We start from the raw sequence: 13,236 nt of genomic DNA on the forward strand, positions 1-13,236 counted from the left end.
CCGCAACGTGGAATGGCTGACCGCCGACACGATCAGCTCGATCAACTTCACGCCGATCCATGCGCTCGACGGCACCATCACGCCGCAGGGCTGCGCCTTCGAACGGCACCACTCGGGTGCCATCGAGATGCGCAAGGAGGACTACCGGCTGATGATCAACGGGCTGGTCGATCAGCCACTGGTCTTTTCCTACGCCGATCTCGAACGCTTCCCGCGCGAACAGCACGTCTATTTCTGCGAATGCGCGGCCAACACCGGCATGGAATGGGCCGGCGCGCAACTCAACGGCGCGCAGTTCACCCACGGCATGATCCACAACATGGAATACACCGGCGTGCCGCTGCGCACCCTGCTGCAGGAGGCGGGACTCGACGCCGCGGGCGACCTGGAGGACAAGTGGATCTACGTCGAGGGGCACGATGCTTCCTCCAACGGCCGCTCGATCCCGATGGCCAAGGCGATGGACGACTGCCTCGTGGCCTTCAAGGCCAACGGCGAGGCGCTGCGCAAGGAGCACGGCTATCCCGTGCGCCTCGTGGTGCCGGGCTGGGAAGGCAACTTGTGGGTGAAGTGGCTGCGCCGGGTCGAGGTGACGGACGGCCCCGTCGAGAGCCGCGAGGAGACCTCGAAATACACCGACACGCTGGCCGACGGCACCAGCCGCAAGTGGACCTGGGTGATGGACGCGAAATCCGTCATCACCTCGCCCTCGCCGCAGTCGCCCATCACCCACGGACACGGGCCGCTGGTTATCACCGGCCTCGCCTGGTCCGGGCAAGGCGCGATCACCCGCGTCGATGTCTCGAAGGACGGCGGCAAGACCTGGGAGACCGCGCGCCTTGCTAGGCCGGGCGAGAAGATGGCGCTCACGCGCTTCTACCTCGACACCACCTGGAACGGCGAGGAGATGCTGCTGCAGGCCCGCGCGATGGACGAGACAGGCTATGTCCAGCCGACCAAGGACCAGCTGCGCGAGATCCGCGGCGACAACTCGATCTATCACAACAACAGCATCCAGACCTGGCACGTGACGCCGGACGGGGAGGCCGAAAATGTCGAAGTCTCTTAACCTCTACGGCGGCTCGGCGCTCGGACTCGTCGTGGTCCTGACGGCCGCCTACAACTTTGCCGACCGGAACGTGGCAGGCTTTCCAGAGCGCGCACCGGTCTGGGGCGGCGACCCGGCGATGTTCGAGGCCCGCGCGCCCGAGCCTTCGAACGGTGGCCTGATCGCCGCGGCCAATGCGGACGCGGAAGGCGCCGGCATGAACTTCGGACTGGGCCGGCCTGCCCTGCCCGAGGAAATCTCCGCCTGGGACGTGGACATCATGCCCGATGGCGAGGGTCTGCCCGAAGGCTCGGGCACGGTGCTCGACGGCGAGACGCTGTTCTCGCAGAACTGCGCCGTCTGCCACGGCGAATTCGCCGAGGGCGTGGGCAACTGGCCCGAACTCGCCGGCGGCGACGGCTCGCTCGCCGACGAGGATCCGCTCAAGACGGTGGGCAGCTACTGGCCCTATCTCTCGACGGTCTGGGACTATGTCCATCGCTCGATGCCCTATGGCGCGGCGCAGACGCTGTCGGACGACGAGGTCTATGCGATAACGGCCTACATCCTCTATTCCAACTTCCTGGTGGAAGACGACTTCGTGCTGTCGAACGACAACTTTCTCGAGGTCGAACTGCCCAATGCCGACGGCTTCATCGTCGACGACCGGCCCGAGACGGAATACCCGGTCTGGCGCACCGAACCCTGCATGGAAGACTGCAAGGACGAGGTCGAGATCACGATGCGCGCCACCGTCCTCGACGTGACGCCCGAGGACGAGGCCGCCCGCCAGGCGCGCGAGGAAATGGCCGAGCAAGCCGAGCCGACGCAGACCGCCGGGGCCGAAACCGTCACCGAGGCTTCGGCCCCGGCGGACGAAAGCATGGCGATCGACACCGCGCTTGCGGAGGAGGGCGAGGGCGTCTTCCGCCAGTGCAGGGCCTGCCACATGGTCGGCGATGGCGCGCAGAACCGCGTCGGCCCGCATCTCAACGCGGTCTTCGGGCGGCCGCTTGGCGGAATCGACGGGTTCCGCTATTCTGCGACCATGGAGGAGATGGGCGAGGAGGGCATCGTCTGGACCGACGAGACGATGACCGAGTTCTTCCTCAAACCGCGCGACTACGTTCCGGGCACCAAGATGTCCTTCAACGGGCTGCGCAGCGACGAGGATGCAACCGCGGTGATCGAGTATCTCAAGGCCTTCCAGGAGAACTAGATGGCGCCACGCCCCGCGGGTCGCATCGCTGCCGTCCTGACCGCCGCTTTGCTCGGCGGCGCGGCACTTGCCGATCGGGCGGCAGAGCCCTTCGGCGATGCGACGCGGGGCGCGGACCTCTACAGCCAGTGCACAGGCTGTCACCAGGTGGGCGCCGGGGCCGAGAACGCGATCGGCCCGCATCTCAACGACCTCTTCGGGCGCCGCGCCGCGGCGCTCGACGGCTTTCGCTACTCCGACGGCCTGCAGCGGATGGGTGCCGACGGTCTGATCTGGACGCGCGAGACCCTCGACGCCTACATCGAGAACCCGCGCGCGCTGGTCTCGCGCACGCGCATGGCCTACCGCGGGATGGAGGACGCCGGGGACCGCGCCGATCTCCTGGCCTATCTGCGCGACTTCTCCGCAAGCCCCGCCGACATCCCCGAGGCGGAGCCCACCGCCATCGCGCGCGAGGTGGACCTGCCGCCGGAGGTGCTGGCCATTTCGGGCGACGCGGCCTACGGCGAATACCTCTCGGCCGAATGCACCACCTGCCACCGGCGCGACGGCGCGAGCGACGGCATCCCCTCGATCACCAACTGGCCCGAGGACTACTTCGTCATCGCCATGCACGCCTACAAGCAGAAGATCCGGCCCCACCCGGTGATGCAGATGATGGCCGCGCGCCTCTCGGACGAGGAGATCGCGGCGCTCGCCGCCTATTTCGGCCAGATCGACTGAGCGGTCCGGCGCGCGGGAACAGCATACTTTTTTCCCGCACGAGTGCCGGATGCCGGCCTCCCGGACGCAGCCTTTCCGGAACGGGCCGTCGGCAGGACACCGGCCCGGCGGAACGGCCCGCCTCATCGGCCGCCGCCCATCTCCCGTGCCCCTTGTTTCCGCCCCGCGGAGCGGAGAAACACTGGACCCGCAGCGCGTCACAAGACACCATGACGGCGGAGGAAGGAAATCGCGACGGGGACACGCCCCGCGCACATCCCGGGAGGAGACGAAGAATGCCACTCAACAGACGCGCCTTCATCGGCACATCTGCCGCCGCCGCAGCCACGCTCACGGCACCCATGCTCCGCGCCCAGGGCCGCCCCCGCGTGGTCGTCGTGGGCGGCGGCTGCGGCGGCGCCACGGCCGCGCGCTACATCGCCAAGGACAGCGAGGGGGCCATCGACGTCACGCTGATCGAGCCCACGCGCACCTATTACACCTGCTTCTTCTCGAACCTCTACATCGGCGGCTTCCAGGAAATGGACGACCTGGGCCACGGCTACGGCACGCTGGCCTCCGGCTACGGCATCAACGTGGTGCACGACTGGGTCACGGGCATCGACCGCGACGCGAAGACCGTCACGCTGGCAAGCGGCGGATCGCTGCCCTACGACCGGCTGGTCGTGAGCCCCGGCATCGACTTCGTCGAGGGTTCGGTCCCCGGCTGGAGCATCGCCAATCAGGACGAGATGCCGCACGCCTACAAGGGCGGCACCCAGGCCGAGCTGCTCAAGGCGCAAATCATGGCCATGCCCGAGGGCGGCCGCTACGCCATGGTCGCGCCGCCCAACCCCTACCGTTGCCCGCCGGGCCCCTACGAGCGGATCTCGATGGTGGCGCATGCGCTCACGCAGGTGAACCCCACCGCCAAGATCCTGATCGTCGATCCGAAAGCGAACTACTCCAAGCAGGCCCTCTTCGAGGAAGGCTGGCAGAAGCACTATTCCGGCATGATCGAGCGCATCGGCCCCGACTTCGGCGGCGACAGGGTCGAGGTCGACCCGGACGCGATGACCGTCACCATCGACGGCGTCGTCGAAGAGGTCGATGTCTGCAACGTGATCCCGGCGCAGAAGGCCGGCCGCATCGCGCACGAGGCCGGGCTGACCGAGGGCAACTGGGCCCCCGTCGAGCCCGAAAGCATGCGCTCGAGGATGGACCCGAACGTCTGGATGCTGGGCGACGCGACGAACCAGGGCGACATGCCGAAGTCGGGCTACTCCGCCAACAGCCAGGCCAAGGTCGCCGCGATGGCGATCCGCGGCGAACTCACCGACAGCCGCGTCTTCCCGGCGCGCTATTCCAACACCTGCTGGTCGCTGATTGCCACCGAGGACGGCGTGAAGGTCGGCGCCTCCTACGAGCCCACCGAGGAAAAGATCGCCTCGGTCTCCTCCTTCATCAGCCAGACCGGCGAGGACGCCGCCCTGCGCCGCCAGACCTACGAGGAAAGCCTCGGCTGGTATTCCGGCATCACCAGCGACATGTTCGGCTGACGCGAGACCAGAGGTCGGGCATTCCGCTCGAGCGCCCGGCCAGAGGCTCCGGGGGCGAGGCCGCGCTCGACAGTCTGCGCGCGTCGTGCCCCGTCCCTTCCTCTTGCCCGAAATACCCTCGGGGGGTGAGGCGGCAACGCCGCCGAGGGGGGCAGACAGCCCCCCTTCTTGCGGCGACGGGCGCCCTAGCCCGCCTCGGCCAGCCGCGCAACGTAGCGTGCCAGCGTGTCGACCTCCAGGTTCACGGCATCGCCCACCGCGACACGTCCCCAGGTGGTCACCTCCTTTGTGTGCGGGATCAGGTTCACGCCGAAGTCGCGTCCCGCGACCTCGTTGACCGTGAGCGAGGTGCCGTTCAGCGCGACCGAGCCCTTGGGCGCGATGAACTTCGCCAGCGCCTCCGGCGCGCGGAAGGTGATCCGCGTGCTGTCGCCCTCGTCCGAGAGCGCCACAACCTCGGCCACGCCGTCGACGTGCCCCGAGACGATGTGCCCGCCCAGCTCGTCGCCCACCCTGAGCGCGCGCTCGAGGTTGACCGGGCGCCCCGGCGCCCAGCCGCCGAGGTTGGTCTTCGCGAGCGTCTCGGCGGAATAGTCGACCTCGAACCAGTCCTCGCCCAGGGCCACAACGGTCAGGCAGACGCCGTCGCAGGCGATCGAGGCGCCGATCTCTATACCGCCGGTGTCGTGGGCCGTTCGGATGCGCGCGCGGGTGTCGCCACGCTGCTCGACGCCCAGGATCTCGCCCACGTCGCTCACGATGCCGGTAAACATGCCTGTTCCCTTTGCTTTCCCTGGCTCCGCCGCCCACGCGGCACGGGAGTTCCCGCGGGGAGCCACATTTTCGGCCTAGTCATATCGCAGCCTTCCCGGCAATTGTAAGGGCGATGCACAAGATGACCACCGCACCGGGCAAGGGCCGGGTCTTTCTGTTCCTGCAGGGGCCGCACGGGCCGTTCTTCGACGCGCTGGGCGGCATGCTGCGGCGCGCGGGCGCGCAGGTCTGGCGCGTGGGCTTCAACGCAGGCGACGCGGCCTTCTGGTCGGACGGCGCGGGCTACCTGCCCTTTCGCGGCACGGCAGATGACTGGCCTGCACATCTGGCGGCCCTGCTCGACGCGAAGCGCGTCACCGACATCGTGCTCTACGGCGACACCCGGCCCGTTCACGCCGCAGCCGTCGCCGCCGCAAGGGCGCGCGGCCTCACCGTGCACGTCTTCGAAGAGGGATACCTGCGGCCCTGGTGGGTGACCTACGAGCGCGGCGGCTCGAACGGCAATTCGCGCCTGATGCAGATGAGCGTTTCCGAGATGGAAGCGGCGCTGGCGCTCTCCGATCCGGATGCGCCGCTGCCGCCCGCGCACTGGGGCGACACGCGCCAGCATGTCTTCTACGGCGCGCTCTACCATTTCTTCGTGCTGTTCCGGAACGGGGCCTATCGCGGCTTTCGCCCGCACCGCGCCCTTGACGTGGGACAGGAATTCCGCCTCTACCTGAAACGGTTGCTGACCATGCCGGTGCTGCGCGCCGAGCGGGCGTTGGCCACATGGCGCGTGCGCAACGGCGGCTTTCCCTACCACCTCGTGCTTCTGCAGCTCGAACACGACAGCGCGTTCCAGCGCCATTCGCCCTTCGCCTCGATGGCAGAGTTCCTCGAACTCACGCTGTCGTCCTTCGCGCGGGGTGCCCCGCCGCATCACCACCTCGTGGTCAAGGATCATCCGCTCGAGGACGGGCGCGTGCCGGTGCGCAGGCTCATGCGCCGCATCGCGCGTGATCACGGCATCCTGGACCGCGTGCACTATGTCCGCGGCGGCAAGCTGGCGCAGCTTCTGTCCGAGGCGCGCAGCGCCGTCACCGTCAACTCCACCGCCGGCCAGCAGGTCCTCTGGCGCGGCATCCCTCTGCGCTGCTTCGGGCGCGCGGTCTATGCCAAGCCCGAATTCGTCTCGGACCAGCCGCTGCCCGAATTCTTCCGCCAGGCCCGCCGCCCCGATCTGCGCGCCTACCGCGAGTTCCGCCGCTACCTGCTGGAGACGAGCCAGGTGCCGGGGGGCTTCTACTCCGCCCGCGGCCGCCGGCAACTGCTGCGGCAGGTGGCCGACATGATGCTCTCGCCCCAGGATCCCTACGACGCGCTGAAAGCCGGGACCGCGGCGCCACGGCAACAGTTGCGGGCCGTCACCTGACGGCCGATTCGCCCCACGCTGGCGCCGCCTCCGGTTTTCCGCTAGCCTGCCCGAAAAAATACCGAGGCAGGACAAGAACAAGGTCGAGGGAGACCGAGCAGTGACATCCCATTATCGCTGGGCGCGCCCCGTCGCCCTGCTTCTGATCGTGACCATCGTCGCGGGCTGCGGCCTGCCGCGCAGCGGCCCGAACAAGCGCGAGATCTTCGCAGGGTCGGTCCTGGAGCAAGGCGACGCGTTCATCCTTACCGTCAACGACCGCGTCACGCGGGCCACCTCCGTGACCCCGTCGCTGGGGTTCTCCGAAGGCTTCAAGGATGCAGGTCTTCTGGGCTCCGACACCATTCGTCCCGGCGACACGCTGGGCCTGACGATCTGGGAGAATGTGGAGGACGGGCTGCTGGCGGACGAGGCCACGAACTCGACGCTTCTCGAAGAGGTGCAGGTCGACGGCTCGGGCTTCATCTTCGTGCCCTATGCCGGCCGCATCCGCGCCGCCGGCAACACGCCCGAGGCCGTGCGCCGCATCGTCACGGAGCGGCTGGCCGAACAGACCCCCGATCCGCAGGTCGAGGTTCGCCGTCTTGCCGGCGATGGCGCGACGGTCTCGATTGCGGGAACGACCGGCGCGCCCGGCGTATACCCGATCGAACGGCCCACGCGCACGCTGTCGTCGATGCTGGCAAGCGCCGGCGGCGTGGCCATCCCCCCAGAGGTGGCACAGGTCACGGTGGTGCGCGGCGAGCATCGCGAGACGGTATGGTTCCAGGACCTCTACGAAAACCCGCGCTTCGACATCGCGCTCCGCGACGGCGACCGCATCCTGATCGAGGAGGATTCGCGCGCCTTCACGGTGTTGGGCGCCACCGGCACGCAGGCCCGCGTCCCCTTCGAGACGCACACGCTCTCGGCCGTAGAGGCGATCGCCCAGGTGGGCGGGCTGGTGACCTCGGCCGCCGACCCGACGGGCGTCTTCGTCTTCCGCAACGAGCCCGAGGAAATCGCGAACCAGGTGCTGGGCCGCGACGATCTGATCGGCACGCAGCGGATGGTCTATGTGCTCGACCTGACCCAGCCCAACGGCATGTTCCTCGCCCGCGATTTCCTGATCCGGGACGGCGACACGCTCTATGTGACAGAGGCGCCCTTCACCCAGTGGAACAAGGTGATCTCGGCCGTGACCGGCACGCTTGGCACGGTGGCGACTTTCGACACCGCCGCAGGCGCTCTCGACGGAACGGAGTGACGGCCGACACACCAGGGCAGCACGACGCTGGCGCCGGGGAGGCAGCTTCCCGGCGTCTTTGCGTCTTCAACGGCGGTTTCCTGACGCAACGGCGGCTCAGGCGCATCCTTGCGCTGGCCGGCTACCAAGTGAGCATCGGCTCGCCGCGGGACGGCGATCTGGTCGGCGTCTGGGGGCAGAGCCCGACCGCCTGGCGCGGCGAGCGGGCGGCGGCGCGTGCAGGCGTGCCGCTGCTCCGGATCGAGGATGCCTTCCTGCGGTCGCTCTTTCCCGGCCGCGCCCGCGGCGAGCCCCCGCTGGGCCTGCTGCTCGACCGCCGCGGCGTGCATTTCGACGGGCGTGCACCTTCGGACCTCGAGCATCTGCTTGCCACCCATCCGCTGGACGACACCGCGCTTCTGGACCGTGCGCGCGAGGGTATCGCACGGATGCGCGCGGCGCATCTGACCAAATATGCCGCTGTCGATCCCGACCTGCCGCCGCCCGATCCGGGCTATGTGCTTGTCATCGACCAGACGCGCGGCGATGCCTCTGTGCGGGCCAGCGGTGCGGGGCGCGCGCGCTTTCGCGAGATGCTGGCGATGGCGCAGGCCGAGCATCCAGGCGCGCGTGTGCTGATCCGCACCCACCCCGAGACGACGGGCGGCCACCGTCCCGGCCACTACGGGCCGGAAGACGTGAGCGCGCGGGTGGCGCTGATTGCGGGGAACCACTCGCCCTGGCGCCTGCTGGAGGGCGCGGTGGATGTCTATACCGTCTCGTCGCAGATGGGATTCGAGGCGATCCTTGCGGGCCATCGCCCCCGCGTCTTCGGCCAGCCCTTCTACGCCGGATGGGGCCTCACGCGCGACGAGGAGGCGCCGCCGCGCCGGACCCGCCGACTCACCCGCGCCCAGCTCTTCGCGGCGGCGATGATCCTCTACCCGGTCTGGTACGATCCCTATCGCGACCGGCCGGGCCGGTTCGAGGACGCGCTTGCCGCGCTGGAGGCCGAAGCCCGCGCCTGGCGCGAGGATCGGAATGGCTGGGTCGCCTCCGGCATGCGGTTGTGGAAGCGCGCGCCGTTGCAGAAGATCTTCGGCCGCGAGCGCCGGGTCCTCTTTGCCGACCCGCCCGCGCATGCCGCCGAACGCGCCGGGCGCGACGGGCGCCGCCTGATGGTCTGGGCCTCCGCCGCCGCGGCCTTGCCCGAGGGCGCCGTGCGCGTCGAGGACGGGCTGCTGCGTTCGCGCGGGCTGGGGGCCGATCTGATCCCGCCGCTGAGCCTGGTGCTCGACGACCTCGGCATCTATTACGACCCGTCGCGCGCAAGCCGGCTGGAGCGGCTGATCGCAGACGCTGGCGATATGCGGCCCGGAGAGCGCGCGCGCGCAGAGGCGCTGGCGCGCTTTCTCGTGCAGCGGGGCGTCACGAAATACAATCTGGCGGGCGCGCTGCCGGAGCTTCCCGCGGGGCGGCGCATCCTCGTGCCCGGACAGGTGGAAGACGATGCCTCGATCCGACTTGGCGCGGGCGAGGTGCGCACGAACCTCGCCCTGCTGGAAGCCGCGCGCGCGGCCAACCCGGAGGCCGCGATCCTTTACAAGCCGCACCCGGACGTGGAGGCGGGGCTGCGCCCCGGCGCGGTGTCTGCGGAGGCGCTCGCCGGGCTGGCCGACGCCGTGCTGGAGCACACCGATCCCGCCGCCCTTCTCGCGCAGGTGGACGAAGTCTGGACCATGACCTCGGCGCTGGGGTTCGAGGCGCTGCTGCGCGGGGTCGCCGTCACCACGCTGGGCGCGCCCTTCTACGCCGGCTGGGGCCTGACGCGCGACCTTGGGCCAGTGCCGCCGCGGCGCCGCGCGAAGGTCGACCTGGCGGGGCTCGTCCATGCCGCGCTGATCGCCTATCCGCGCTACCACGACCCCGTCACGGGCCGCCCCTGCCAGCCCGAGGTCGCGGCAGAGCGGCTGGCCACGGGTGCCCTGCCCCGGCCCGGACCGGCAAACCGGGTCCTCGCCAAGCTGCAGGGCATCTTCGCGAGCCGGGCGCACATCTGGCGATGAAGGGTCGCCCTAGGTCCGGCGCCAGCGGTGCAGCACGTCGCCGCCAAGGGGGCGCGCCTCGATCAGCCGATAGCGCGGCGCGGCGGCCAGCCGCTCTATCCCCAACGCACCGAGGGAGGGGCGCCCCTCGGCCCCAAGCGCCAGCCCCGCGCTCATCACGACCAGTTCGTCCACGAGATCGGCCGCCAGCAGGGCGGCGGCCAGCGTGCCTCCGCCCTCGCAGAGAACCCGCGTCAGCCCCGCGGTGCCAAGGGCCTGCAGAATGCCCCCCGGGTCGAGCTGTCCGCCGATCACCGGACAGGCCAGGAGCCTTGCGCCCAGCCCGGTCCATGCCTCGACCGCCGGGGCATCGGCCTCCGGCCCGTGGCAGACCCAGACCGGCACCGCGCGCGCGGACTGCGCGAGCCGTCCCATCAGCGGCAGGTCCAGCCGGCGCGAGACCACAACGCGCACCGGCTGGTGATCGGCGCCCATGTCGCGCACCGTCAGGTCCGGGTCGTCCGCGCGCGCCGTGCCTGCGCCCACCATGACGGCATCGTGCCGGCCGCGCAGGGCGTGAACGCTGCGCCGGGCCTCCGTCCCGGTGATCCAGCGGCTTTCGCCCGAGGCGGTCGCGATGCGCCCGTCGAGGCTGACCGCCAGCTTCAGCGTGAGCCAGGGCCGCCCCTGTTCGACCTTCAGGAAGAAGCCCGCGTGATCCTCTGCCGCCTCATGCGCAAGCACGCCGGTGGTGACCGGCACGCCGCCACGCTTCAGCCGGTCGAAGCCTTGTCCCGACACCCGCGGGTCGCTGTCGGCCAGCGGCGCGACCACGCGGCGCACGCCTGCGCCGATCAGCGCCTCGGTGCAGGGCGGCGTGACGCCGTGATGCGCGCAAGGCTCCAGCGTGACGTAGGCCGTGGCACCGCGCGCGGCCGGTCCGGCCTGCGCCAGCGCCTCGGTCTCGGCATGGGGGCGGCCGCCCGGCTGCGTCCAGCCACGGCCCACGACGCGGCCCTCCTTTACCAGCACGCAGCCGACGGCCGGGTTGGGCCAGACGCGCCCCTGCCCGCGTCGGCCCAGCGTCAGCGCCACCCGCATCCAGCGGGCGTCGTCATCCTGGGTCATGGTCCGGGGTCGGCCTGCGCCTTCGGCCGCAGTTCCGAGACGAAGTCCTCGAAGTCCTCGACCGCCTGGAAGTTCTTGTAGACGCTGGCGAAGCGGACGTAGGCCACGGTGTCGATCCGGGCGAGGCTTTCCATCACGATCTCGCCGATCGTCTTCGACGGGATGTCCGTATCGCCCAGCGATTCGAGCCGCCGGACGATCCCGCTGATCATCTGGTCCACGCGTTCGGGCTCGATCGGGCGCTTCTGCAGCGCGATCCGGATGGAACGCTCCAGCTTGTCGCGGTCGAAATCCTCGCGCCGACCGTTCGACTTGATCACGACGAGATCGCGCAGCTGCACCCGTTCATAGGTGGTGAACCGGCCGCCGCAGGCGGGGCAGAACCGCCGCCGCCTTATGGCGACGTGATCCTCCGCCGGGCGGGAATCCTTTACTTGCGTATCCACGTTTCCGCAGAACGGGCAGCGCATCGCCGTCCCCTCCTCGTTCGCGCATCGGCTGTCGGACGAGCCGACCTGCAGCCTGTCCACAACCACTATAGGGATGACGCGAGATCGGGGGTAGCCCAAAATCTGGGCCACCACATGTCAGCGTGTTCCCGTGACACAGGTGCCTGAGACGGCGACGGAGTCAGCGCGACAGATGCGCGGCCACCTGCCGGCGATGCGGTGCTTCGCGATGCTCGGCCAGGAAGACGCCCTGCCATGTGCCGAGCGCAAGACGCCCCTCGGTCACCGGGATCGACAGCGACACCGGCAAGAGCGCGGCGCGCAGATGCGCCGGCATGTCGTCGGGGCCTTCGGCGGTATGGCGCAGCCAGCGCATCGAGGGGTCGTCCGCGCGCGGAGCGATTCGTGCGAGATACTCCTGCAGATCCCGCGCCACGTCGGGATCGGCATTCTCCTGTACCAGCAGCGAGCAGGAGGTATGACGCACGAAGAGCGTGAGCAGGCCGGTCCCATCGACCCAGCGGGCAATATCGTCGGTGAACTCATAGAGTCCCTGCCCGCGCGTCGCGATCTCGAAGGTGGTCTGCATGCCGTTCAGCCTACGCCCCCCGATCCGGCACGCAAGACGATCGCGGCAGGGCGGCTAGGGAATGAACTCGATGAACTCGTCGCAGAAGCCATAGGCGAAGAAGACGCTGTAGGCCTCGCCGGGTCTGCGCAGGGTGATCGAGACACCGCCCGTGCTTTCGGGTCTGGTGCCTTTCGGTGCCAGCCGGAAGGTGACGGCTGTCCTTCCCTGCCGGGTTTGCGAGCTGTGCCGCGGTTCGTCCAGCACGATGCGCTGCCCGGCCCCCGCGCCGAGCGCGCGTTTGGCATAATCGGCGGCGGCGCACCAGAACTGGCGCGGTCCGGCGCCGCGGGACTGGATCACCTCGAAGGTGTCGGCCTGCGGCAAGGCGTTCACCTCAAGCTGGTTGATCGCGGTGAAGGCCGCCGCCGGCGGCGCATGTGCCGCCAGAGCAAGCGCGGCGAAACAGGCGATCGTGGGTTTCATGCCCACGACCATAGCCCGTATCGGTTCCGCGGAAAACTCGCGTTCGCGCGGCCGCGGCGAGCACGGAACGCCGGGGGCACCTTGGCGTTCCCCGCAGGCAACCGCAGCAAAGGAGACCCGCCATGAGCATCGCACGCGTCACCGAGATTTCCGCAACCTCGCCGCAAAGCTTCGACGACGCCGTAAAGCAGGGGATCGAGCACGCATCCGGTTCGCTTCGCAACATCAAGAGCGCCTGGATCAAGGACAGCAACGTCGAGGTGAAGGACGGCAAGGTCTCCGAATACCGGGTGAACATGGAGGTGACCTTCGTGCTTGACGAGTGAGCGCGCAGCACAACCCATGAATGACAAGGCCGGCCCCGAGGGGCCGGCCTTGTCGATTGGTCTCGCCGCTGCGCTTGCCGTCGCGCATCCCGACGGGGCGTGGCGTGCCTTACTCAGGAGCGCGGGGCGTGCCCTACCGAGGGGAGGGGCTTGCCTTGCCGACACGGCGCGGCGTGCCTTGCCGAGGGGCGTGCCCTACTGATCCAGGAAACTCCGCAGCTTGCGCGAGCGCGAGGGATGCTTGAGCTTGCGCAGCGCCTTGGCCTCGATCTGGCGGATGCGCTCGCGGGTGA

At 69.5% G+C, this 13,236-nt stretch carries 13 protein-coding genes; 8 read left to right on the forward strand and 5 right to left on the reverse strand.

Features of this window, described 5'->3' with window-relative positions; translation table 11 throughout:
- From soxC to ACLFOB_RS10835, 4 genes are all read left to right on the forward strand, one after another.
- The coding region (gene soxC, locus ACLFOB_RS10820) for a sulfite dehydrogenase (protein ID WP_410926075.1) at nucleotides 1-1,069 on the forward strand (1,069 nt) is incomplete at its 5' end.
- Complete coding sequence (locus ACLFOB_RS10825) at nucleotides 1,053-2,267, forward strand: c-type cytochrome (protein ID WP_410926076.1); 1,215 nt, start codon at nucleotides 1,053-1,055, stop codon at nucleotides 2,265-2,267. The genes soxC and ACLFOB_RS10825, both read left to right, overlap by 17 nt.
- Entirely contained in the window at nucleotides 2,268-2,990 is a 723-nt protein-coding gene (locus ACLFOB_RS10830; protein WP_410926077.1) for a c-type cytochrome, read from the forward strand.
- Nucleotides 2,991-3,265: 275 nt separating this feature from the next.
- Nucleotides 3,266-4,528, forward strand: coding sequence for an FCSD flavin-binding domain-containing protein (locus tag ACLFOB_RS10835; protein WP_410915939.1), 1,263 nt, complete (start codon nucleotides 3,266-3,268; stop codon nucleotides 4,526-4,528).
- 185 nt (nucleotides 4,529-4,713) lie between these two features.
- On the opposite strand, the gene ACLFOB_RS10840 is transcribed toward ACLFOB_RS10835, so the two are convergent.
- Nucleotides 4,714-5,301, reverse strand: a complete 588-nt coding sequence (locus ACLFOB_RS10840) for a riboflavin synthase (RefSeq protein ID WP_410915938.1) — start codon at nucleotides 5,299-5,301, stop codon at nucleotides 4,714-4,716.
- Between the two features lie 122 nt (nucleotides 5,302-5,423).
- On the opposite strand from ACLFOB_RS10840, the gene ACLFOB_RS10845 reads away from it, so the two are divergent.
- The 3 genes from ACLFOB_RS10845 (at nucleotide 5,424) to ACLFOB_RS10855 (ending at nucleotide 10,007) form a co-directional block, all read left to right on the forward strand.
- Complete coding sequence (locus ACLFOB_RS10845) at nucleotides 5,424-6,716, forward strand: capsule biosynthesis protein (protein WP_410926078.1); 1,293 nt, start codon at nucleotides 5,424-5,426, stop codon at nucleotides 6,714-6,716.
- 100 nt (nucleotides 6,717-6,816) lie between these two features.
- Complete coding sequence (locus tag ACLFOB_RS10850) at nucleotides 6,817-7,962, forward strand: polysaccharide biosynthesis/export family protein (RefSeq protein ID WP_410915936.1); 1,146 nt, start codon at nucleotides 6,817-6,819, stop codon at nucleotides 7,960-7,962.
- The gene (locus ACLFOB_RS10855; protein WP_410926079.1) at nucleotides 7,959-10,007 is read left to right on the forward strand and encodes a capsular polysaccharide biosynthesis protein; all 2,049 of its coding nucleotides are present in this window, start codon (nucleotides 7,959-7,961) and stop codon (nucleotides 10,005-10,007) included. The genes ACLFOB_RS10850 and ACLFOB_RS10855 overlap by 4 nt, the downstream gene beginning before the upstream one ends.
- 9 nt (nucleotides 10,008-10,016) lie before the next feature.
- Here ACLFOB_RS10855 and ribD read toward each other — a convergent pair whose 3' ends face one another.
- The 4 genes from ribD to ACLFOB_RS10875 form a co-directional block, all read right to left on the reverse strand.
- Entirely contained in the window at nucleotides 10,017-11,114 is a 1,098-nt protein-coding gene (gene ribD, locus ACLFOB_RS10860; RefSeq protein WP_410926080.1) for a bifunctional diaminohydroxyphosphoribosylaminopyrimidine deaminase/5-amino-6-(5-phosphoribosylamino)uracil reductase RibD, read from the reverse strand.
- Nucleotides 11,111-11,584 (reverse strand): transcriptional regulator NrdR, encoded by a 474-nt coding sequence (gene nrdR / locus ACLFOB_RS10865; protein ID WP_410915933.1) that lies wholly within the window; start codon nucleotides 11,582-11,584, stop codon nucleotides 11,111-11,113. Before nrdR ends, ribD begins: the two co-directional genes overlap by 4 nt.
- Nucleotides 11,585-11,744: 160 nt before the next feature.
- Nucleotides 11,745-12,152, reverse strand: coding sequence for a secondary thiamine-phosphate synthase enzyme YjbQ (locus ACLFOB_RS10870; protein WP_410926081.1), 408 nt, complete (start codon nucleotides 12,150-12,152; stop codon nucleotides 11,745-11,747).
- A gap of 54 nt (nucleotides 12,153-12,206) precedes the next feature.
- Nucleotides 12,207-12,617: a hypothetical protein gene (locus tag ACLFOB_RS10875; protein WP_410926082.1), complete on the reverse strand. Its 411-nt coding sequence runs from the start codon at nucleotides 12,615-12,617 to the stop codon at nucleotides 12,207-12,209.
- A 122-nt stretch (nucleotides 12,618-12,739) separates the two neighbouring features.
- Here ACLFOB_RS10875 and ACLFOB_RS10880 point away from each other — a divergent pair, with 122 nt between their 5' ends.
- Nucleotides 12,740-12,943 carry a dodecin family protein gene (locus ACLFOB_RS10880; protein ID WP_410915930.1) on the forward strand — a complete coding sequence of 68 codons (204 nt, stop codon included), beginning with the start codon at nucleotides 12,740-12,742 and terminating at the stop codon, nucleotides 12,941-12,943.
- Nucleotides 12,944-13,236: the final 293 nt, after the last annotated feature.

Source organism: Rhodosalinus sp., assembly GCF_046542825.1.
Classification (GTDB): domain Bacteria; phylum Pseudomonadota; class Alphaproteobacteria; order Rhodobacterales; family Rhodobacteraceae; genus Rhodosalinus.